The sequence below is a fragment of the Serratia sp. LTN-2 genome, from assembly GCF_059740205.1.
In genome coordinates this window covers 140408-161710 of sequence record NZ_JCAXDO010000001.1, presented here as the reverse complement: position 1 = coordinate 161710, position 21303 = coordinate 140408, and the positions used below count along the sequence as shown (strand labels likewise).

15 protein-coding genes are annotated in these 21303 nt (G+C 60.7%); 9 read left to right on the top strand and 6 right to left on the bottom strand.

All coding sequences use genetic code 11. The annotated features are described in order from the left end of the window. Positions 1-75 precede the first annotated feature (75 nt). Entirely contained in the window at positions 76-846 is a 771-nt protein-coding gene (locus tag AC6BYQ_RS00745; RefSeq protein WP_498056100.1) for a DeoR/GlpR family DNA-binding transcription regulator, read from the top strand. 47 nt (positions 847-893) lie between these two features. On the opposite strand, the gene AC6BYQ_RS00740 is transcribed toward AC6BYQ_RS00745, so the two are convergent. From AC6BYQ_RS00740 to AC6BYQ_RS00730, 3 genes are all read right to left on the bottom strand, one after another. Continuing rightward, positions 894-3188: an FdhF/YdeP family oxidoreductase gene (locus AC6BYQ_RS00740; protein ID WP_498056099.1), complete on the bottom strand. Its 2295-nt coding sequence runs from the start codon at positions 3186-3188 to the stop codon at positions 894-896. Positions 3189-3394: 206 nt separating this feature from the next. Continuing rightward, positions 3395-5068, bottom strand: coding sequence for a gamma-glutamyltransferase (ggt, locus tag AC6BYQ_RS00735; protein ID WP_211129800.1), 1674 nt, complete (start codon positions 5066-5068; stop codon positions 3395-3397). 162 nt (positions 5069-5230) lie between these two features. Continuing rightward, entirely contained in the window at positions 5231-6094 is an 864-nt protein-coding gene (locus AC6BYQ_RS00730; protein WP_019455396.1) for a LysR substrate-binding domain-containing protein, read from the bottom strand. 143 nt (positions 6095-6237) lie between these two features. On the opposite strand from AC6BYQ_RS00730, the gene AC6BYQ_RS00725 reads away from it, so the two are divergent. Together AC6BYQ_RS00725 and AC6BYQ_RS00720 are read left to right on the top strand one after the other, a co-directional pair. Beyond that, on the top strand, positions 6238-7368 hold the full coding sequence (locus AC6BYQ_RS00725) for an agmatine deiminase family protein (RefSeq protein WP_154746225.1): 1131 nt from the start codon (positions 6238-6240) through the stop codon (positions 7366-7368). A gap of 121 nt (positions 7369-7489) precedes the next feature. Then, positions 7490-8236, top strand: coding sequence for an IclR family transcriptional regulator (locus AC6BYQ_RS00720; protein WP_498056098.1), 747 nt, complete (start codon positions 7490-7492; stop codon positions 8234-8236). An 88-nt stretch (positions 8237-8324) separates the two neighbouring features. Here the strand turns inward: AC6BYQ_RS00720 and AC6BYQ_RS00715 are convergent, their stop codons facing one another. After that, positions 8325-9374, bottom strand: a complete 1050-nt coding sequence (locus AC6BYQ_RS00715) for a DAPG hydrolase family protein (RefSeq protein ID WP_019455393.1) — start codon at positions 9372-9374, stop codon at positions 8325-8327. A 372-nt stretch (positions 9375-9746) separates the two neighbouring features. Here AC6BYQ_RS00715 and AC6BYQ_RS00710 point away from each other — a divergent pair, with 372 nt between their 5' ends. The 5 genes from AC6BYQ_RS00710 (at position 9747) to AC6BYQ_RS00690 (ending at position 17201) form a co-directional block, all read left to right on the top strand. Further along, complete coding sequence (locus AC6BYQ_RS00710; protein WP_498056097.1) at positions 9747-10865, top strand: MFS transporter; 1119 nt, start codon at positions 9747-9749, stop codon at positions 10863-10865. 124 nt (positions 10866-10989) lie between these two features. Next, positions 10990-12132, top strand: a complete 1143-nt coding sequence (locus AC6BYQ_RS00705; RefSeq protein ID WP_498056096.1) for an efflux RND transporter periplasmic adaptor subunit — start codon at positions 10990-10992, stop codon at positions 12130-12132. A gap of 1 nt (position 12133) precedes the next feature. Next, positions 12134-15271: an efflux RND transporter permease subunit gene (locus tag AC6BYQ_RS00700; protein WP_019455390.1), complete on the top strand. Its 3138-nt coding sequence runs from the start codon at positions 12134-12136 to the stop codon at positions 15269-15271. A gap of 1 nt (position 15272) precedes the next feature. Further along, complete coding sequence (locus AC6BYQ_RS00695; RefSeq protein WP_498056095.1) at positions 15273-16715, top strand: efflux transporter outer membrane subunit; 1443 nt, start codon at positions 15273-15275, stop codon at positions 16713-16715. A 132-nt stretch (positions 16716-16847) separates the two neighbouring features. Beyond that, complete coding sequence (locus AC6BYQ_RS00690; protein WP_019455388.1) at positions 16848-17201, top strand: DUF1493 family protein; 354 nt, start codon at positions 16848-16850, stop codon at positions 17199-17201. Positions 17202-17208: 7 nt separating this feature from the next. On the opposite strand, the gene AC6BYQ_RS00685 is transcribed toward AC6BYQ_RS00690, so the two are convergent. After that, the gene (locus AC6BYQ_RS00685) at positions 17209-17778 is read right to left on the bottom strand and encodes a DJ-1/PfpI family protein (protein ID WP_498056094.1); all 570 of its coding nucleotides are present in this window, start codon (positions 17776-17778) and stop codon (positions 17209-17211) included. Positions 17779-17915: 137 nt separating this feature from the next. Between AC6BYQ_RS00685 and AC6BYQ_RS00680 the strand changes: the two genes are divergently transcribed. After that, positions 17916-19454, top strand: coding sequence for a long-chain-fatty-acid--CoA ligase (locus AC6BYQ_RS00680; RefSeq protein WP_498056093.1), 1539 nt, complete (start codon positions 17916-17918; stop codon positions 19452-19454). 39 nt (positions 19455-19493) lie between these two features. On the opposite strand, the gene AC6BYQ_RS00675 is transcribed toward AC6BYQ_RS00680, so the two are convergent. After that, positions 19494-20768, bottom strand: coding sequence for a Glu/Leu/Phe/Val family dehydrogenase (locus AC6BYQ_RS00675; protein ID WP_019455385.1), 1275 nt, complete (start codon positions 20766-20768; stop codon positions 19494-19496). Between the last annotated feature and the right edge of the window lie 535 nt (positions 20769-21303).

Below are 21303 nucleotides of genomic sequence, written 5' to 3'. Positions count from 1 at the left end.
TAGTATTCCGTCAGTTAACGCCGCGAGTCTCGGCGGAAGCAGTCACTCTTACTTAAGGCAGCGAGTGTAATGTGAATGGATATCTCTAATTCCGTGGAAAGGCGCAATGAAATACTGGCGCTGATCCAGGCCAATGGCCGGGTTTACGTGAATGAGCTGGCGGATAAATTCCAGGTTTCGCAGGAAACCATTCGGCGCGATCTGAACAAGCTGGAAGACTATCGGCTGATCAAGAAGATCCACGGCGGCGCAGTCAGCAGCCAGTTCAAGTTCGAGCATGAATTCAATGAACGGGCCAAAATCGCCGAGGCTGAGAAGCGCGCCATCGCGGAGAAAGCGGTGACGCTGATCCAACCGGGCGATACGGTGTTCGTGGATTTCGGCTCCACCACGCTGGAGTTCGCTCGGCAGTTGGCGACGGTGGATCAGTTGACGGTCATCACCAACTCGCCGCTGATCGCCAACGTCTGTCTGGAAAATGACTCCATCGACGTGGTGCTGATCGGCGGGCAGTTCATCGGCTCAAAAATGGAGTGCCTCGGGGCGATCGCATTGAATAATATCGAAGCGTTTTTCGCCGATTACGCCATTATCGGCGCCGGTGCGGTTAATGTGCAGACCGGGGTGATGGATCAAAACGTCAATGAGGCGGCCATCGCGCGCAAAATGATTGCGCAGAGCCGCAAATGCATCGTGCTGGCGGATGAAAACAAGCTGCGCGGCCATGCGATGACGCTGGTGGCCAAATGGCCAGAGATCGATTACCTGGTCACTTCCGACAGCGGCAATGCGCTCGAAGGGCTGGTTTTCCCCGCCAACGTCAATGTGTTGGTAGCGCAGGTATAAAGGGGAAAAGCCTTTCTCCATGTGGAGAAAGGCTCAAACCGCTGCCGTCAGGCGATATCAACCGCGCGCACCTCTTTGGATCTCAATTTCACCCGGATTGGCACCGATTTGTACGAAGGCGTGCCGCTTTCCTCATCGATGTAATGCAACGGCACCAGCACGTTGGCCTCCGGATAATAGGCGCCGACCGATCCGGCCGAGATGTTGTAGGCGATCACCGTGATGCCTTCCAGGCGTTGAGTGCAGCCGGGCAACGCCGTTTCCAGGTCGACCACGTCGCCATGTTCCAACCCCAAACGTTGCAGATCGCTGTCATTCATGAACAGCACGTCGCGACGGCCGAAAACCCCGCGGTAGCGATCGTCCAGGGCATAGATGGTGGTGTTGTACTGATCGTGGCTGCGCAGGGTGATCAGCCGCAGCGTATCTTGTTCCGCCGCAATCTGGTCTTCGTGCAGCCCGCTGAACACCGAAAACATCGCTTTGCCCGTCGCCGTCGGCCACTGGCGCTCGGTCGGTGGCAACGGCATGCGGAAACCGCCCGGTTGGCGAATGCGCGTGTTGTAATCGTCGAAGCCCGGTATGGTTTTTTCGATCAGATCGCGTATCACGTCGTAATCTTCGATCAGCTCATCCCAGGGCACCTTGCTGGCGGGCATCACCGCTTTGGCCATGCCGGCCACAATGGCGGGTTCCGAACGCAGCCATTCCGACGCCGGTTTTAATTTGCCGGACGATGCGTGCACCATCGACATCGAATCCTCCACCGTCACCGATTGCCGTCCGCTGGCCTGCAGGTCCAGCTCGGTACGGCCCAAGCAGGGCAGAATGAGGGTTTCTTTCGCCACCAACAGATGGCTGCGATTGAGTTTGGTGCCGATATGCACGCTTAACTCCAGCGCCTTCATCGCCGGGAAGCTCTGTTCGGGGTCCGGCAGCGCCACGGCGAAGTTGCCGCCCAGACAGATTAACGCCTTCGAAGCGCCGTCGATCATCGCCTGCATGCACTTCACGGCGTCGTGACCGTGGGCTTTGGGCGGCGTGAAGCCAAACACCGTTTCCAGCTTCGCCAAAAATTCGGCCGAGGGTTTTTCGGTGATGCCGACGGTGCGGTTGCCCTGCACGTTAGAGTGGCCGCGCAGCGGGCAAATACCGGCGCCCGGTTTGCCGATGTTGCCGCGCAGCAGCAGCAGGTCGGCGATCAGGCGCACGTTGGCCGTCCCTTTATTGTGCTGCGTAATGCCCATGCCGTAGGTGACAATGGTGGCGTTGGATTTTGCGTAGGCGGCGGCCACCTGTTCCAGATCCTGGCGCGCCAGGCCGCTCTCCGCCTCGATGGCTTCCCAGCGGGTGGCCGCCAGATCGGCGGCGAAAGCCGCAAACCCTTCCGTGTGCTGGGCGATGAAAGCGTGATCCACGGCATTGCCTTGTGTTTCATCCAGCTGCAGTAGCGCTTTGGCGATGCCTTTGAGCGCCGCGGCGTCGCCGCCGGCTTTAACCTGATAGTAGGTTGACGCGATAGGCGTCGAACTGTAGGTCGCCATTTCGATAACGTTTTGCGGATCGGTGAAGCGCTCGAGCGCCCGCTCACGCAGCGGATTAAACACGATGATCGGCACCTTTTTACGCGCCAGCTCATGCAGCGTGCCCATCATGCGCGGGTGATTGGTGCCCGGATTGTGGCCGATGGAGATAACCAGCTCCGCGCTGTCAAAGTCGTCCAGCGAGACGGTGCCTTTGCCGATGCCGATCGACTGCGGCAGGCCAACGCTGGTCGGTTCATGGCACATGTTGGAGCAGTCGGGAAAGTTATTGCTGCCAAATTCGCGCGCAAACAGCTGGAACAGGTAGGCCGCCTCATTGGACGCCCGGCCGGAGGTATAAAATTCCACCTGTTGCGGCGGCAGCGTCTGCAAGACGGCGGCGATGCGTTGGAACGCCTCGTCCCAGGCCATCGGACGCAGGGTATCCGTCCCGGCGTCATAAAACAGGGGCGTGGTCAGCCGGCCATAGTCTTCCAACTGGTAATCGGTTTTCTGCAGCAGTGACGTCACGGTATTTTGCGCCAGAAACTCGGGCGTCACCCGTTTGCTGGTCGCTTCCCAGGTCACGGCTTTGGCGCCGTTTTCGCAAAACTGGAAGGTGGAGCGATGTTCTTTATCCGGCCATGCGCATCCCGGGCAATCAAATCCGTCGGGTTGATTGGTGCGCATCAGCGTCACCGGCGCCTCGAAGGTATCCATCTGCGTGCGCACGGCGATGGCCGTCGCTTTCAGCGCGCCCCAACCGCCGGCGGGCCCATCGTAGGGATGAACACCGGGTACTGCTCGTCTTTTCGCCATTGTCGATTGCCTCCGATACCGCTTACGATAAATGCAGGTGATTTATTTACTATAAGTATTATTCTTATCGTCCAAGACGGAACGCAGGCGCCTGCGTGTTTAAACGCGGGCCTGTCGCTTCAGTATAGATGAGTGAAAAAGGGCGCAGCGGCAGTCTGTGCGGGGGAGTGGCGGCCCGTTGTGCCTGAGGCGGGCCGCCGGACGCGTTACTTTTTCACCACCAGGCCCACGCCGCGGCCGCGCGGATCTGAGGCGGTTTCCGGCGTGCGGCCATCGATGCGGATGACCTGAATATCGCCCATGTTCCAGCCCTGATCTTCCAGGGTGTAGCCCATGGCTTTCAGTTCGTCCGCCGGTTTGCCGGTCAGCGGCGCGAAGCTATCGTAGTACAGGGTGTCCTTCGGCAGCAACTGATGGTGCACGCGCTGGGCGGCGACCGCCTGCGCCAGCGGCAGGTGGTAATCGTAGAGATTATTGATCACCTGGAAGATCGAAGTGAAGATGCGCGAACCGCCCGGGGTGCCGATCACCAGGCTGACGTCGCCGTCGCGCGTGATGATGGTCGGGCTCATCGAGGAGAGCATGCGTTTGCCCGGCTCGATGGCGTTGGCGTCGCTGCCCACCACGCCAAAGGCATTGGCGACGCCCGGTTTGGCGCTGAAGTCATCCATCTCGTCGTTGAGCAAGAAGCCGGCGCCTTTGACCACCACGCCGCTGCCGAAGTCCCAGTTGAGCGTATAGGTGTTGCTGACGGCGTTGCCGGCGGCATCGACGATCGAGAAATGGGTGGTTTGGTGGGTTTCCAGCCCCGGCCGTACCTGCTCGGTCGGCGAGATCGCCGTCGGGTTGATCTCGGCGGCGCGTTTTTGCAGATAGTCGGGGGCGATCAGCTGCGCTTCCGGTACTTTAGTGAAATCCGGATCGCCGAGGTAGTCGGCGCGATCGGCGAACACGCGTTTTTCGATCTCCGCCAGCAGGTGGATATAGCGCGCCGAGTTCAGCGGCACGCCCTTGAAGTCGGCGGCGCGATCTTCTTTTATCCCCAGCAGCTGCGCCAGCGCAATGCCGCCGGAGCTGGGCAGCGGGGCGGTATACACGGTGTTGCCGCGCCAGCTGATGCGCATCGGTTCACGCCATTTCACTCGATAATCGGCCAGATCCGCCGCGCCGATCAGCCCGTTGTCGCGCTGCATTTGCGCCACCAACAGGCGGGCAGTTTCGCCGTGATAAAAATCGTCGGCGCCCGATTTGGCGATGCGCTCGAGGGTGGCAGCCAGCTCCGGCTGTTTGAACACCGTGCCGGGTTTCATGGCGCCGAAATAGTCGCCGAAGTTGGTTTTACCGGCGAACAGCTTGTTGGCGTCTTCACGGTACTGATACTGCTGATCCGCCACCTGAAAACCTTGCCTGGCGTAACCGATCGCCGGCGTCAGCAGCTCGGCCCAGGGCAGTTTGCCGAAGCGTTTATGGGCTTCCCACAACCCCAGCACGGTGCCCGGCACGCCGGCGGCGCGGCTGCCCACCAGGCTGAGATTTTCGATCACTTCTCCTTTCTCGTTCAGATACATGGTCTTGCTGGCGGCCTTGGGCGCCACTTCGCGGTAGTCGAGAAAATAGGGCTTGCCGTCGACGTACAGCGTCATAAAGCCGCCGCCGCCGATATTGCCGGCTTCAGGGTAGGTCACCGCGAGGGTAAAGGCGGTGGCGACCGCCGCATCGACCGCGTTGCCGCCGGCCTGCAGAATTTGCGCGGCGACTTTTGCGCCATACTGATCCGGAGCGGCGACCGCGCCGGCGGTCAGATCGGCGGCAAAGGCGGCGGGAAGGGAGCAAACAAGGGTCACGCTCAGAGCTATCGTTTTCAATAAACCGGCAGACATAGGCAATCCTTTTAGCGATGTTCAGTTATCAGGTGAATTCAGCTAATTATTTCTGAAACAGCAGGTTAGCGCGTATTCTTTAGACTGTTGCGGCGCTTTATTGAAGGTAGCAGCGGTCAGGCGGCGGCGCCTGACCGGAATAGCGAATCGTGACGTGGCGCGTTATGCGCCGGCAGGCAGGGCCGACAACAGCCACTGGCAGAACTGTCGGGCGAGCGGGTTGTGTTCGCTGTCGCGGTGCAGCAGCCACGCCCAGTTAGCGCCGCGCACCCGCTGTTGGGTTAACGGTTGCAGCAGCCCGGCGTCGCGCGCGTGCTGCGCCAGCAGCTGGCTGACCAATGCGATGCCCAATCCCTGGCAAGCGGCGTCCAGCAGCAGGCCGGGATCGGAGAAGTTCAGCCCGCTATCGCGCTGACCGACGTGCGCGCCGCCCGCCACCGTCCAGTGGCTCCAGTCCATCTCGCGTTCGCCGTGCAGGGTGACGCGCTGCTCCGCCGTCAGCGTCAATAGGCTGGGATGGCAGGCGGGATAAAGCCGGTCGGTGCAGAGAACCTTAAAGGAGCAGTCCGCCTGCGCGCTGAGATCGTCGCGGATCGCCAGATCGACGCTGTCCGTCGCCATATCCGGCGGTTCGAAGCTGGTGAACAGCCACAGATCGACCTGCGGATGCCGCTGATTGAACTCGCCCAGCCGCGGCGTCAGCCAGTGACGGGCAAAGGCCGGCGTAGTGTTGACGATCAGCTGATTGGGTTTGCGGTACTGATCCAGACGGCGAATACCGACGGCCAGCTGTTGCAGCATCACCTGCGCGGTGCTGAACAGATCCTGGCCGGCGTCGGTCAGCGTTACGCTGCGGCCGGTGCGAAAGAACAGCGGCTGTTCCAAAAATGCCTCAAGGCTGCGGATTTGCTGGCTGATCGCCGACTGGGTAAGGTGCAGCTCTTCGGCGGCCTGATGAAAACTGCCCAGACGCGCCGCCGCTTCAAAACCGCGCAGGGCGTTCAGAGGGGGCCAGTGTTTTAACATTATCGATAAGCCTGTCTAATCAGATATCCACTAAATATATCGTTTGTTGCGGCAGCCTGGGAAGACTAGCATGAGATTCAATTGCCGGAGAGTGAGATTCCCGGTTAACTGTTTGAATTTAAATTAATTAAAAGAGGTTGTTTATGTCATCGCGTCGCACCTTCATCAAGCAGCTTTCGGCAGTGGCCGGCGTCGGCTTGACGGCATCGTTGGGCTTTCCATTACGCGGTCACGCACAAGCTGCGCTTAATCCGGCCTGGCGGATGCCCGACGAAGGGGAACCTCAGCTGCGGGCGTTTCTCGCCTTCGGCGCCCAGAAGGCCATCTGGGGCGGATTCACGGCGGATGTACAGGCGGCGCAGGGGCGCATCGCCCGTGCCATCGCCGAGTTTCAGCCGCTGACGGTATTTTGCCGCGCGCACGAACGGCAGCTGGCGGAGGCCACCTGCGGCAGCCAGAACGTCAGCTATGTCGTCACCGAGCTGGATGACATCTGGATGCGTGACATTGGCGCCAATTTCGTCGTTAACGACGCCGGTGCGCTGGGCGCGGTGGATTTCAACTTCAACGGTTGGGGCAATAAACAGCGGCATGCCAAGGATGCGCGTCTGGCGGCGTTCGCCGCCAAAAAATACGGCGTCGCTCAACCGCGCCGCAGCGCGCTGGTGGGCGAAGGCGGCGGTATTGAGGTGGATGGGCGCGGCACCGGCATCATGACCGAGAGCAGTTGGGTGAATGCAAACCGTAATCCAGGCTGGAACCGCGATCGGGTGGAGCAGGAGCTGAAGGCGATGCTCGGCCTGCGTAAAATTATCTGGTTGCCGGGGATCAAAGGCCGGGACATTACCGACGCCCACGTCGATTTTTACGCTCGCTTCGTGCGGCCGGGCGTGGTGGTGGCCAACCTGGATACCGATCCGGATTCTTATGATCATGCGGTCACCCAGGCGCATCTGGCGATCCTCAAGCAGGCGACCGACGCCGACGGCCGCAAGCTGCAGGTGCATACGCTTTCGCCGCCGCTGGCGCCGCGCGACAGTCGTTTCAGCCGCAACAATCCCGATTTTGCGGCGGGCTACATCAATTACTTCGTCATCAACGGCGCGGTGATCGCCCCTGAGTTTGGCGATCCGCAGGCGGATAAAGCGGCGTTTGAGCTGCTGACGGCGCTCTATCCGCAGCGCAAAGTGGTGCAGCTGGAGATCGACGCCATCGCCGCCGGCGGGGGCGGCATTCACTGTGTGACCAGCCAGTTGCCGAAACACGACGCGTGATAGGGCGTTGATTGACGCGGTCGCCGGGAGGGAGTGCCCCGGCGTCCCGTTCAACCTATCCAACATGCGGACATCCTGTGGTATTCTCTCGGCCTGACTCCATTCAATTCGGAACATTGCGATGAGTAATGACGCGGATAACAGCGGCTCACAGGTAATTGCCCGGGCCGCCACCCTGTTACGGGCGCTGGAAATTCAACCGAAGGGCATGACCATCTCTCAATTATCCCGGGAAACGGGGTTGCCGCGCACCACCGTACACCGTTTGGTCACCTCGCTTGAATCGCAACAGCTGCTCATCACCGGCAGCGGCGGCGTTCAATTAGGGCCGGCGCTCGCCCGTCTGGCGGCCTCCGCGCATACGGATGTGATCACCCTGGCAAGACCGGCGATGGAAACGCTGGGCCGTCGCACCCGTGAAACCGTCGATTTGTGTGTCTACCGTGGCAGCCACGCGGTATCGGTGGGCCAGTTTGTTTCCGATCAGGAACTTCGCGTCGTATCAGCCGTTGGCACCGCCTTTCCGTGCCACTGCACGGCGCATGGCAAAGCCATTCTGGCCGAGCTGCCTGACGCAAAAATTACGGATCTGCTCGGCGGCCAGCCGGATGTCAGAACGGATAACACCCTCAGAACCGTCTCATCCATACTGGAGGACATTCGGGAGACCAGGATCCGTCGTTACGCCATCGATCGCGAAGAGCACGCTCGCGGCGTCTGCGGCGTCGGCGTTTACCTCAATATCGGCGTCAACGAGCTTTACGCCATATCCATTGCGGTTCCAGCCATGCGTTTCGAGGAAAAGTTTGACCATCTGCTCGGTTCGCTGATGCAGTGCAAAGCGGAAATCGAAGCGATGCTGGCATAACAAGCCGGGGCGTTTGGCCTGGCAGGTGCTGAACGCCCGGGCCAGCATGCCTCGCTCCCGGCGCTGCGTTGGCGAGGGAAGGCGGCGGTCAGCTGTTGCCGAACCGGGCATAAATCTCAGGCAGAAAACGGCCGAGCGAAGAGAACTCCGTCATATCGTGGACGGCCATTTCATAGGCAAAGCCTTCCAGCGACGCTTTCGTCATCCCCGCTTTTGCGATGTATTCGCGCGAGCGTTTTCCGCCGTCAGGGAACTTGTCGAATCTATCCCAGGATTCATGCGTGCCGATCCAGTAACGGTTGACCATTTCCATCCCTTGCGGCGTGTCGCGTCCCAGATGAATCATCAGCACCAGCGGCGTTGATTGCGCATCATAAGGCGTGATGATGCCGCTGGCGTTAAAGGTAAAGCGATGCTTTTTGAGCAACTCGCTCTCGACGCCGAAGCTTTCCGGCGCATTGAAATGGATAACGCCGTCCAGATAGTTATCGCCAATGTACTCGGTAATGTGGTTCGGGTTGCCGTACAGCCGCTCAGCGTAGGACAGACGGGTATCCGCCAGACGCTTGGGATCGACAACCGAGTTGTGGATATGAGCATGAGGGAACCACAGATAGTAGCGTTCGCTCTCGATCGGGTGCCAGCAGAACCACCACTTGAACATCTCCGTGGTCACGCCCGGAAAAATATGGCGGCTTTGCGCATAGGCGCAGGGGCCACCCTCCTCAACGACGGCGTAACCCGATACCGGAAACTCGTCAAAACGTTCCAATAGGGTTTTCAGGCCCGCTTTCGTGGGTTGAAGAATGTGTTCTTTTGCCAACGGCCCCTGTTCCAGCGCGCGGATCATCTCTACGGGCGCATCCAGATTGCTGTCGAAGAACTCGGCGTAGGGCTTGCCCTGAATGCCTTTCTCATTGATTTTCAGACGTTTCTGCATCGGCACCTGATAATAGGAAATCAATGATTTATCGAGCGAAGCGCCCGCATCAGTAAACGCGCCTTTCCGCGCCGCCGCCGGTAGGGCGGATGATGGTGCCGCGATAGCGGAAGACAACAGGGATTGAGAAAGCAAGGCGCCGCCAGCCAACAGCGGAATGCGCTTGATGATATTACGACGTGAAATTTCTTTACTCATGAGCGTCTCACTTAGATTGTCGCCGACTGAGAAACGGCGGGATGGAGTGTGGTTGATATCGATTTTTGAATATCCGAATAATGGACTTTATATCCGAATAATGGTCATTATTGTGTTGCCGGATGTGGGCGATGTCAACGCTCATTGAATGGCAAAGCGCATGGATTGCCAAAAAGCGCCTGCCAATCATTGCAGCGATCTAACCGCAACCGCAGGGGTTCGCCGAACGTTGCCAGGGCGGGATTGACATTCGGTTTACAGTTTGCGCGTTGACATGTTGAACGGAAGCCTCAAGAATATCGTCCGTATATTGGATGAATCATCCATTTAATGGATATCACAGTGAGGCGCTTTATGCGTGAATTAAGAAAAATGGCGGCGTTTACGCTCTTGGCCGTGGCCTGTCTGACGATCATGGTCGGTTGCGTGATCGTTCCTGGTTTGACGGAAATCGCGAATCAGTTGGGCACGCCTTCAGCGGCCAGTTGGTTGGTCACCGTGCCGTCGTTGGGCGTGGTGATATTTGGCCCCTTCGCCGGGCGTTTTATTGATAGGGCGGGCGCTTACGCCGCGCTCAGCTGGGGACTGTTGTTGTATGGCCTGCTTGGGGCGGGGGGGCTGTTGCTTCGCGGCTTGTGGCCGGTGATGCTCGACCGCCTGCTGCTTGGCGGCGCAACGGCGATCGTGATGTCAGCCGGCACCGGTCTGATTTCTGCTTTTTACAGCGGGCAGGCGCGTTTGAAAATGATCGCTTCGCAAGGCATGTCGATCGAGCTGGGCGGCGTCATCTTTCTGTTTATCGGCGGGCTGTTGGCGACGCTCGGCTGGCGGTGGCCCTTCCTGTTGTATCTTGTCGCCTGGGTGTTGCTGGCGATGCAGTGGCTGTTTGTGCCCAAACGCCAGCCTGATGTGGGCGAATCAGACAGCGTTCAGCGCGGTGATGCCAGTTCCACCGGCGCCGGCAGCTTAACAACGGTCTATTTTTCCGCAGTGCTTTCCATGATCTGCTTCTTCACCGGGATCATTGTCATCCCGCAGCATTTCCACCACATGAATATCGGGGCGGCGCAAACGGGATACTTCCTGTCGTTTATCTCGCTTATCGCCGTTTTCGCCGCCGCGCTGATGCCCAGGCTGGTGGCTTTAATCAGAGAAAATGGCGCGCTTGGCGCGGCGTTTGTCTGCTATGCCGCAGCGCATCTGATCTTCGCCTCTGCGTACGGGACTGCGGCATTTGTTGCCGGCGGTATTCTGATGGGATGCGGGTTCGGCTTCTCGGTGCCGTTGGTTAATCATATGACCGTAGAACGAAGTCACCCCCGCACCCGGGGGCGAAATCTGGCCTATTTATCGATGGCGATATTCTCCGGCCAGTTCTTGTCATCCTTTATGGCGTTCATTCCCGGTAGCTCATCCGCCGTTTTCCTGGGGGCGGCAGGCATCAGCATCGCCACGGTTTTGGCGCTGACGCTGGCGCGCAGATTAGGGTAAATCAACCACGCTGCGCGTTTTTCAGCCCGAAAAGATTTTACGCTATCCTTACGCAACCCTTTCAGAAGCGAATTCCGGCATTCGATATATTGAGAATAATCATTCTCAATAGGATCGTATTGCCATGCAGAGGAAAATGCTTTTGGTGCTCGGGCTGTCGCTGCTGCTGGCCGCCTGCGACGGACAAAACGCCGGCGCGCCGGCGGGAGCGGGCGGTGAGCAGGAGGTCGGCGTCGTCACGCTGCGCGGCCAGCCAGTGACCCTGAGCAGCGAGCTGACCGGCCGAGTCAACGCCACCATGACCTCCGACGTGCGGCCGCAGGTTGACGGCATCATCAAACAGCGGTTGTTCACCGAGGGGGCGGAGGTGAAGGCCGGGCAAGTGTTGTATCAAATTGACCCCGCCAGCTATCAGGCCAGCTACGATCAGGCCGCCGCCCAGCTGAAAAACGCCCAGGCGACGGTGCAATCCACCCGGCTCAAATCGCAGCGCTATGCGGCGCTGGTGAAAGAAAACGGCGTTTCCAAACAGGACGCGGACGACGCCAAAGCCGCGTATCTGCAGGCCGTGGCGTCGGTGGCGCAGTATCAGGCGGCGCTGGAAACGGCGCGCATCAATCTCGGCTATACCCAGGTGCGTGCGCCCATCGCCGGGCGCATCGGCATTTCGTCGGTGACGCCGGGCGCGTTGGTGACCGCCGGCCAAAGCGATGCGTTGACCACCATCCGCGCGCTGGATCCGATCTATGTCGATCTTACCCAGTCCAGCGCCCAGTTGCTCAAACTGCGTCGCCAGCAGGCCGCTCTGCAACGCGGGGCGGTGACGCCGGTCGCCATCAAACTGGAGGACGGCTCGCCTTATGCCCATGCCGGCAAGCTGGAGCTGACCGAGGTGGCGGTGGATGAGGCCACCGGCTCGGTCACGCTGCGCGCCGTGTTCCCCAACCCCGAGCATGAGCTGCTGCCGGGCATGTATGTGCACGCCACGGTGGACAACGGCGTCGACCCCAAAGCCATTCTGGCGCCGCAGCAGGGTATCACCCGTAACGCCAAGGGCGAAGCCACCGCGTTGGTGGTGGACGAGCAAAACAAAGTGGCGCAGCGCACCGTTGTCGCCGAGCGGGTGGTGGGCAGTAACTGGCTGATCGGCAGCGGGCTGAACGAGGGCGATCGCCTGATCGTCGAAGGCACCAGCAAGGTGACGATCGGCGCGGCGGTGAAACCGGTCGCCGTCTCGGTCGACAAAGCCCAAAGCGGGGAGCAGTAATATGGCGCAGTTCTTTATCCGCCGCCCGGTGTTCGCCTGGGTGATCGCCATCATCATCATGCTGTGCGGCCTGATGTCGATCAATTCGTTGCCCATCTCGCAGTACCCGGACGTGTCACCGCCGCAGATCTCCATCTCCGCCACCTATCCGGGGGCGGATGCGGAAACGCTGGAAAACAGTGTCACCCAGGTGATAGAGCAGCAGCTCACCGGCCTGGACGGTCTGCTGTATTTTTCATCGACCAGCAGTTCCAGCGGCTCGGTCAGCATCAACGTCACCTTTGATCAGGGTACCGATCCGGATATCGCGCAGGTGCAGGTGCAAAACAAGGTGCAGCAGGCGGAGAGCCGCCTGCCGAGCGCGGTCACTGCCCAGGGCGTGACGGTCAAGAAATCCCAGAGCAGCTTCCTGCTGATCGTCGGGCTGTATGACGAGAGCGACAAGGCGACGATGGCCGACATTTCCGACTACCTGGTCAGCAACCTGCAGGATCCGCTGTCGCGCATCGAGGGCGTGGGGGACGTGCAGGTGTTCGGCTCGGAATATGCGATGCGCATCTGGCTGGATCCAACCAGGCTGGCGGCCTATGCGCTGATGCCGTCCGACGTGCAGACGGCGATCGAGGCGCAAAACACCCAGGTATCCGCCGGCAAAATCGGCGATCTGCCGGCCGCCGCCGATCAGCAGCTGACCGCCACGGTGAAGGCGCAGTCGCGGCTGCAAACGCCGGAACAGTTCCGCAATATCATCCTGAAAAGCGACAGCAGTGGCGCGCTGGTGCGCTTGGGCGACGTGGCGCGGGTTGAGCTCGGCAACGAAGACTATTCCGCCAGCGCGCACCTCAACGGTCACCCGGCGGCGGGGATCGCGGTCAAGCTGGCGGCGGGCGCCAACGCGCTCAATACCGCCAAACTGGTGAAGGCCAAAGTGGCGGAATACCAAAGCGCGATGCCGCACGGTTATAAGGTGGCCTACCCGAAAGACAGCACCGACTTCATCAACATCTCGATCGAGGAGGTGGTGAAAACCCTGTTCGAGGCGGTGGTCCTGGTGGTGGTGGTGATGTTCGTGTTCCTGCAAAACCTGCGCACCACGCTGATCCCAACCATCACCGTGCCGGTGGTGTTGCTGGGCACCTTCGGCGTGCTGGCGGCGTTCGGCTACTCGATCAATACCCTGACGCTGTTCGGCATGGTGTTGGCGATCGGGCTGTTGGTGGACGACGCCATCGTGGTGGTGGAAAACGTCGAACGCGTGATGCGCGAAGACAAGCTGCCGCCGCGCGAGGCGACGGAGAAATCGATGCGCGAGATCACCGGCGCGCTGGTCGGCATCGCGCTGGTGCTGTCGGCGGTGTTCCTGCCGATGGCGTTCTTCGGCGGTTCAACCGGGGTGATCTACCGTCAGTTCTCGATCACCGTCGTCTCCTCGATGGTGCTGTCGGTCGTGCTGGCGTTGACGCTGGCGCCGGCGCTGTGCGCCACGCTGCTGAAAGCGTCGCATGAAGAACAGACCGACAAAGGGCTGCTGGGTAAATTCAACCGCGGCTATAACCGGCTGCAGGAGAAGTACGCCGACAAGGTCGGCAGGGTGATCCACCGGCCGACGCGCTACCTGCTGCTGTACGGCCTGCTGCTGATCGCCGCCGCCGTGATGTACCTGCGCCTGCCGACCGGCTTTCTGCCCAATGAGGATCAGGGTTCGGTCATGGTGCAGTACACCTTGCCGGCCGGCGCAACCAACGCCCGCACCTCGGCGGTGAGCGAGGCGGTCACCGCCTATTTCCTCGAACAGGAAAAGGCCAACGTCAGCACCATTTTTACCATCAACGGCTTCGGTTTCAGCGGCAGCGGGCAAAACGCCGGCATGGCGTTTGTCAGCCTCAAAGACTGGAGCCAACGCGGCGGCAGCGAAAACACCGCCGACGCCATCGCCAAGCGCGCCATGGCGCATTTCGCCTCGCTGCGCGACGCCCAGGTGTTCTCCATGAGCCCGCCGGCGATCGACGGCTTCGGCCAGTCCGACGGCTTTACCTTCGAGCTGCAGGCCAAAGGGGCGACTACCCGCGCCGAACTGCAGGCGATGCGCGATCAGATCGTCGCCGCCGCCGCCGGCAATCCGTCGCTGTTGGCGGTGCGCGCCAACACCTTGCCGGACACGCCGCAGCTGCAGGTGGAGATCGACAGCGGCAAACTGCAGGCGCTCGGCCTGAGCGCCGGCGACGTCAACAGCACGCTTAGCAGCGCGTTCGGCAGCACCTACGTCAACGACTTTATCGATCGCAACCGGGTGAAAAAGGTCTATATGCAGGGCGACGTAGCGTATCGCGCCAAGCCGGAAGATCTCGACAAATGGTTTGTGCGCGGCACCAACGCGGCGGGCGACAGCAGCATGACGCCGTTCTCCGCTTTTGCTTCCTCACACTGGATCTACGGCCCGGAAAACCTGTCGCGCTATAACGGGCTGTCGTCGTTCGAGATCACCGGACAGGGCGCCGCCGGCGTCAGCTCCGGCACGGCGATGAGCGAGATGGAAAAACTGGCGGCGAAATTCTCCGCCGGCAGCAGCTATTCCTGGAGCGGGCTCTCCTATCAGGAGCGCCTGACCAGCGGCCAGGCGTCGTCGCTGTACGCCATTTCGCTCATCGTGGTGTTCCTGTGCCTGGCGGCGCTGTATGAGAGCTGGTCGATTCCGTTTGCGGTGATGTTGGTGGTGCCGATGGGCATCGTCGGTTCGCTGCTGGCGATCACGCTGCGCGGGCTGGAAAACGATATCTACTTCCAGGTGGCGCTGCTCACCATCGTCGGTTTGTCGGCGAAAAACGCCATTTTGATCGTCGAGTTCGCCGAAGAGATGCACCAGCGCGGTGAAACGCTGATTGGCGCGGCGATCCACGCGGCGCGCATGCGTCTGCGGCCGATCCTGATGACCTCGCTGGCGTTTACCGCCGGGGTGCTGCCGCTGGCGGTATCCAGCGGCGCCGGGGCCAACAGCCGCATCGCCATCGGTACCGGCATTATCGGCGGCACCATTACCGCGACCCTATTGGCCATCTTTTTCGTCCCGCTGTTTTATGTGCTGGTGCGCCGCGTGTTTAGCCGCCGCGCCGCCAGCCGGCCGCCACAGGCAGGAGAATAACGTGTTGCAACGAGTCATGATGTTAACTTTACCGCTGCTGTTGGCAGGCTGTATTTCGCTGGATCCTGACTATCAGCGGCCGACGGCGCCGATAGCGGCCACGCTGCCGCAGGGCGAGGCCGGCGGCAAACAGGCGCTGAGCTATCCGGACGTCGCCTGGCGCGAGTATGTGCAGGACGCCAGGCTGCGGCAGGTGGTGGCGATGGGGCTGAACAGCAGCCGCGATCTGCGTGAGGCGATCGCTAATATCGCGTCGGCGCGTGCGCTGTACGGCGAGCAGCGGGCGGCGCTGTTGCCGACGATCAACGCCACCGCCGACGGCAGCCGCGGGCGTTCGCTGACCGGCAACGGCAATGCCACGGCCATCAGCCAGAGTTACGAAGCGCAGGCCGGCGTCAGCGCCTTTGAACTGGATCTGTTCGGCAAAAACGCCAGCCTGTCGCGGGCGGCGTTCGAAACCTATCTGGCCAACTCCGAAGCGGCGAAAAGCACCCGCCTGACGCTGATCGCCGATATCGTCACCGACTGGGTGGCGGTTGCGGCCGAGCGCAGCAATTTGGCGGTGGCGCAGCAGACGATGGAAAGCGCCAAACGATCGCTGGAGGTGACGCGCAAGAACCAGCAGCACGGCATCTCGTCGCTGGTCGACGTGGCGTCGGCGGAGACCGTCTATCAACAGGCGCGCGCCGACGCCGCCAGTTACGCCACCAGCGCCGCACAGGCGAAAAATGCCCTGGATCTGGCGGTGGGGCAAAGCGTGCCGGAAAACCTGCTGCCGGGCGGCATCGACGCGCTGGGCGGGATCATGCGCGATCTGCCGTCCGGCATCTCTTCGCAGGTATTGTTGCAGCGGCCGGACGTACTGCAGGCCGAGCACAACCTGAAGTCCGCCAACGCCAATATCGGTTCGGCCCGCGCGGCGTTCTTCCCCTCGATCAGCCTGACCGCCAGCGGCGGCGTGGGCAGCGGTGAGCTCTCGTCGCTGTTCAGCCACGGGGCGGGCGTCTGGTCGTTTGCGCCGAGCATCAGCCTGCCGATCTTCAGCGGCGGCTACAACACTTCGCAGCTGAACTACAGCAAAGCGCAGAGAGATCTGTATGTCGCCACCTATGAGAAGGCGGTGCAGACGGCGTTTCAGGAAACCGCCGATGCGTTGGCGCGCAAGGCAACGCTGCAGGAACAGCTGGCGGCGCAAAACGGCTATGTCACGGCGGCGCAGCAATATTATCGTCTCGCCGAACTGCGCTACCGTCAGGGCGTGGACAGCTATCTGACCTTGCTGGACGCGCAGCGCACGCTGTATACCGCGCAGCAGTCGCTGATCGCCGCACAGCAGACTGCGTACGACAATCAGGCCACCCTGTATAAAGTGCTGGGCGGCGGCATCGCCGCCGAACGGCAGGGGGACGGCGTCATCGCCGACAAGACCACGCTCAGCCGCTAACCCTCGGCGTGCGTTTTACTGCCGGAAAACGTAAAGAAACAGAAAACCCGCCCGGCGTCCCGAACTCGTCGCGGCGGGCAGAGTCAGACAGAATAACGCATTTATCCCTATTAACACCGGCTCGAGGTCGTCATGACAGAAGACATTCAGCAACAGGTCATCACGCTAATCGCCGCATTCAACGCGCCAGGGCGGCTGAAGAAGGGCGTGACAATCACCCCGGAAACCGAGATCAACACCGCGCTCCACCTGTCGTTCAGCGATTCCAACACGCTGATGCGCCGCTACTTCGACACCTTCGGCGTCGACAGCAGCAACTATAACCACGAGCTTTATTTCCAGCCGCCGAGCAATACCGGGCGCTGGTTCTCGCCCTCCGCCTGCAAAGAACACACCCGGCCGCTGTGCGTGTCTATGCTGGTGCGCTCCGCGCGCGCCAAACGCTGGCTGTACGATATCCATTTCCTTATCGAGCAGCTCCGCTAGCGCTGCGTCACTGTTGCAGCAGCTCGGCAAACTTCGCCAACCACTGCGGATGCGCCGGCCAGGCCGGGGCGGTGACCAGGTTGCCGTCGACGTGCGCCTGATCGATACCGATCTCGGCATAATGGCCGCCGCCAAGCCGCACCTCCGGCGCGCAGGCCGGATAGGCGCTGCAGGTGCGGCCTTTCAACACGCCGGCCGCGGCCAGCAGCTGCGGGCCATGGCAAACGGCGGCGATCGGTTTTTTCGCGGCGTCAAACGCCTGCACCAACGCGATCACCTCGGGATTCAAACGCAGGTACTCCGGCGCCCGGCCGCCGGGGATCAGCAGTGCGTCGTAGCGTTCTTCTTTAGCGGCGGCAAAGTCGGCATTGAGGATAAAGCGATGGCCGGGTTTTTCGCTGTAGGTTTGCGCGCCGTCGAAGTCGTGGATCGCCGTCTGGATGTAGTCACCGACGGCTTTGCCGGGACACACGGCATCCACCTGATGGCCGATCATCTGCAGCGCCTGAAACGGCACCATGGTTTCATAATCTTCGGCGTAGTCGCCGACCAGCATCAGGATCTTTTTCTTGCTCATGATCACAACTCCTGCAGGATGGGGATTGCCTAAGGTATAGCCCAGCGCCCCTGGGAATGCGAACCGCGAAACGCCTATCTATACTCGTGATACTGCGGCATTTTTAACCGCCGCCATTACCCCAGGGAGGAACCCCGATGCTGAATTTGGCAACCTTGCTTGAAGAGAGTGCGCGCACCTGGCCGGAACGGCCGGCGGTGATTCAGGACGATATCCCGCTCAGCTATCGGGCGCTGAACGAGATGGCTAACCGCGTGGCGAATCTGCTGGTCGCGCGCGGCGTGCAGCCCGGTGAACGGGTGGCGTTGGCCTGCAGTAACCGCCCGGAGTTTGCGGCGATCTATTACGGCATTCTCAAAAGCGGCGCGGTAGTGGTGCCGCTCAATATTTTGCTCAAAAGCGCCGAATTCGATTATTACCTGGCGGATTCCGCCGCCGTGGCGCTGTTTTGCTTTGAGGGCCACAGCGGACTGCCGCTGGGGAAAGAGGCGCTGCATGCCGCGGCGCAGGCGAAGGCCTGCCGCGAGGTGTTTATCATCGGCGATCGGCTGCCGCTCGAGGGGGAACGTTTCAGTGCGGCGATAGCCCCGCAGGCCAGCGAGTTCGCTTCGGCGGCGACGGCGGAAAACGACACGGCGGTGGTGCTGTACACCAGCGGCACCACCGGTCGCGCCAAAGGGGCGGAGCTGACCCACGCCAACCTGGTGTTCAATGCGCTGGGATCGGTGCGGCTGTTTGACGGTTCGGAAACGCGCCCCGATCGCCATCTGGTCACGTTGCCGCTGTTTCATACCTTCGGTTCGTCGGTGCAGATGAACGCCGGTTTCGCCTCCGCGGCCACGCTGGTGCTGGTCGAGCGTTTCGACGCCGCGCAGGCCATCGCGCTGATGCAGCGGCACGGGATTACGTTCTTCGCCGGCGTGCCGACCATGTACTGGGCGCTGCTGAATGCGCTCGACGAGCATACGGATATCGAACGCCTGCGCAGCACGCTGCGCATGGCGGTGTCCGGCGGCGCCAGTCTGCCGGTGCAAATTCTGGAGGATTTTTCGCGCCGTTTCGGCATCGATATTCACGAAGGCTACGGGCTATCGGAAACCAGCCCGGTCGCCACCTTCAACCATCCGCATCGGGTGACCAAGCCCGGTTCCATCGGCCAGCCGATCTGGGGCGTGGAGGTGCGTTTGCTGGACGCCGTCGGGCGGCCGATCGACGGTGTCGACCAGGTGGGGGAGATTGCCGTGCGTGGCCATAACATCATGAAGGGCTATCTGAATCGGCCGGAGGCGACGGCGGAAGTGCTGGAGAACGGCTGGTTCCGCACCGGCGATCTGGCGCGCCGCGACGCCGACGGCTTCTATTTTATCGTCGATCGGGCCAAGGACATGATCATTCGCGGCGGCTTCAACGTCTATCCGCGCGAGATTGAAGAGGCGTTGATTCGCCATCCGGCGGTGTCGTTGGTGGCGGTGATCGGCGTAGAGCATCCGTCGCTGGGCGAAGAGATCAAAGCGGTGGTGGTGCTGAAGGAGAGCGAGGAGCCGGTCGAGGAGGAGACGCTGATCGCCTGGAGCAAGGAGAGGCTGGCGGCGTACAAATATCCGCGCATCATTGAATTCGTCGAACGTTTGCCGATGACCAGTACCGGTAAGGTATTGAAGCGCTGTTTGCGTTGAGGAAAATCCGGCCTGCCGAAGCAGGCCGGGAAACGGGCATCAACCAGGGTAGATGCCGCGCTCTTTACGTGCGGTCAGGATGCGCTCACAAGCCACGATGTAAGCGGCGGTGCGCAGGCTGCACTCTTTCTCTTCAGCCTTGTTCCAGACATGAACCATCGCGTCGGTCATGATCTTGTCCATGCGCTCGTTGATTTCGGACTCGCTCCAGAAGTAGCTCGCCATGTCCTGCACCCACTCGAAGTAACTGACCGTTACGCCGCCGGCGTTACAGATAACGTCAGGCACCACGGTGATGTTGCGGGAGCGCAGAATGTCGTCCGCATCCGGGAAGGTCGGGCCGTTAGCACCTTCCAGCACCAGCTTGGCGCTGAGGATTTCGGCGCGCTGGCGGGTGATTTGGCCTTCCAACGCAGCCGGGATCAGGATGTCCATGTCAACCGACCAGAACGCTTCGCTTTCGATCTCGCTGGCGCCAGGGAAACCGGCGATCTGCTTGTGCTTGGCCTGGTATTCGGTCAGCGCGGTCAGGTCGATGCCGTTGGCGTTGAACAGGGTGGCGGAGTGGTCCTGGATGGTGACGACGCGAGCGCCGACGCCGACGAACAGGCGCGCCGCTTCGCTGCCCACGTTACCGAAGCCTTGCACCGCCACTTTGGCGCCTTCGATCTGCACGCCCAGACGCTTGGCCACTTCGCTGCCGGTGACGAACACGCCGCGGCCGGTCGCTTTCTCACGGCCCAGAGAGCCGCCGAGGTGGATTGGCTTGCCGGTGACCACGCCGGTGATGGTGGTGCCGTGGTTCATGGAGTAGGTGTCCATCATCCAGGCCATCACTTTGGCGTTGGTGCCGACGTCCGGCGCAGGAATGTCTTTCTGTGGCCCAATGATGAAGCCGATTTCGCTGGTGTAGCGGCGGGTCAGTCGCTCCAGTTCACCTTCAGACAGTTTGAACGGGTCGACGCGGATGCCGCCCTTGGCGCCGCCGTACGGCAGGTTGACTGCGGCACACTTGATGGTCATCCAGGCGGACAGGGCCATCACTTCGTTCAGATCGACGTCAGGGTGGAAGCGGATACCGCCTTTACCCGGCCCGCGCGACAGGTTGTGCTGTACGCGGAAGCCTTCGAAGTGGCGGATGGTGCCATCGTCCATCTGCAGCGGGATATCGACAATCAAAGCGCGCTTAGGGTGACGCAGCGTATCAACCCAGCGTGACAGCTCGCCGAGGTAAGGGGCGACGCGATCGATTTGTTGCAGATATGTAGCCCAAGCGGTGGTGCTGCTGTCTGAAGCGTAGGATAGCTTTTCCATAACCAACCTTTATATATTAGAGGTATTTATTTCGTTTAACCGTGGATTAGCAAGCGCATAACACTTTGCGACGCTTAATTTACCACTAATTATGCCGGTTGTTAGCCCCTCGCTCATCGGGCCAGCGGACGGTTTTTCGCCGCCCGCCGAGCATAAATGAATAGTTAATTACTTTTATTCGGCAGTGAGCGTGAACATGCATACTTTATGCATATAAAACGCATAAAAAGCCTTTTTATCTATTTTTCAGAAGCTTGAATGTGATCAAAAAGTTTCATTTTATTTAACTGCCATGTTGACAATGGCATTTCCCCTCGCCAGAGTTAAATTCATGTTAAAACGGCTCCGGCGTCGTTTTTTTGTTGCACAAGGGAAAGCATAACCATTTGATATTTTAGAGTTTACCCACCACGCTCGGGCTTTGTACGCCAAACGTGGGCGATACGACGGCTCACGCGAGCATTTTCCAGGCATCCATTATTATTACCTCCCTGTCACAACGGGGCGGGCAGCGTTTGGTCTGAATTTTTTTGCC

Bases quoted from the DNA above. Each gene is read 5' to 3' on its own strand.
- AC6BYQ_RS00745 (WP_498056100.1), top strand. From the start codon at position 76: ATGGATATCTCTAATTCCGTGGAAAGGCGCAATGAAATACTGGCGCTG.
- AC6BYQ_RS00740 (WP_498056099.1), bottom strand. From the start codon at position 3,188: ATGGCGAAAAGACGAGCAGTACCCGGTGTTCATCCCTACGATGGGCCC.
- ggt (WP_211129800.1), bottom strand. From the start codon at position 5,068: ATGTCTGCCGGTTTATTGAAAACGATAGCTCTGAGCGTGACCCTTGTT.
- AC6BYQ_RS00730 (WP_019455396.1), bottom strand. From the start codon at position 6,094: ATGTTAAAACACTGGCCCCCTCTGAACGCCCTGCGCGGTTTTGAAGCG.
- AC6BYQ_RS00725 (WP_154746225.1), top strand. From the start codon at position 6,238: ATGTCATCGCGTCGCACCTTCATCAAGCAGCTTTCGGCAGTGGCCGGC.
- AC6BYQ_RS00720 (WP_498056098.1), top strand. From the start codon at position 7,490: ATGAGTAATGACGCGGATAACAGCGGCTCACAGGTAATTGCCCGGGCC.
- AC6BYQ_RS00715 (WP_019455393.1), bottom strand. From the start codon at position 9,374: ATGAGTAAAGAAATTTCACGTCGTAATATCATCAAGCGCATTCCGCTG.
- AC6BYQ_RS00710 (WP_498056097.1), top strand. From the start codon at position 9,747: ATGGCGGCGTTTACGCTCTTGGCCGTGGCCTGTCTGACGATCATGGTC.
- AC6BYQ_RS00705 (WP_498056096.1), top strand. From the start codon at position 10,990: ATGCAGAGGAAAATGCTTTTGGTGCTCGGGCTGTCGCTGCTGCTGGCC.
- AC6BYQ_RS00700 (WP_019455390.1), top strand. From the start codon at position 12,134: ATGGCGCAGTTCTTTATCCGCCGCCCGGTGTTCGCCTGGGTGATCGCC.
- AC6BYQ_RS00690 (WP_019455388.1), top strand. From the start codon at position 16,848: ATGACAGAAGACATTCAGCAACAGGTCATCACGCTAATCGCCGCATTC.
- AC6BYQ_RS00685 (WP_498056094.1), bottom strand. From the start codon at position 17,778: ATGAGCAAGAAAAAGATCCTGATGCTGGTCGGCGACTACGCCGAAGAT.
- AC6BYQ_RS00680 (WP_498056093.1), top strand. From the start codon at position 17,916: ATGCTGAATTTGGCAACCTTGCTTGAAGAGAGTGCGCGCACCTGGCCG.
- AC6BYQ_RS00675 (WP_019455385.1), bottom strand. From the start codon at position 20,768: ATGGAAAAGCTATCCTACGCTTCAGACAGCAGCACCACCGCTTGGGCT.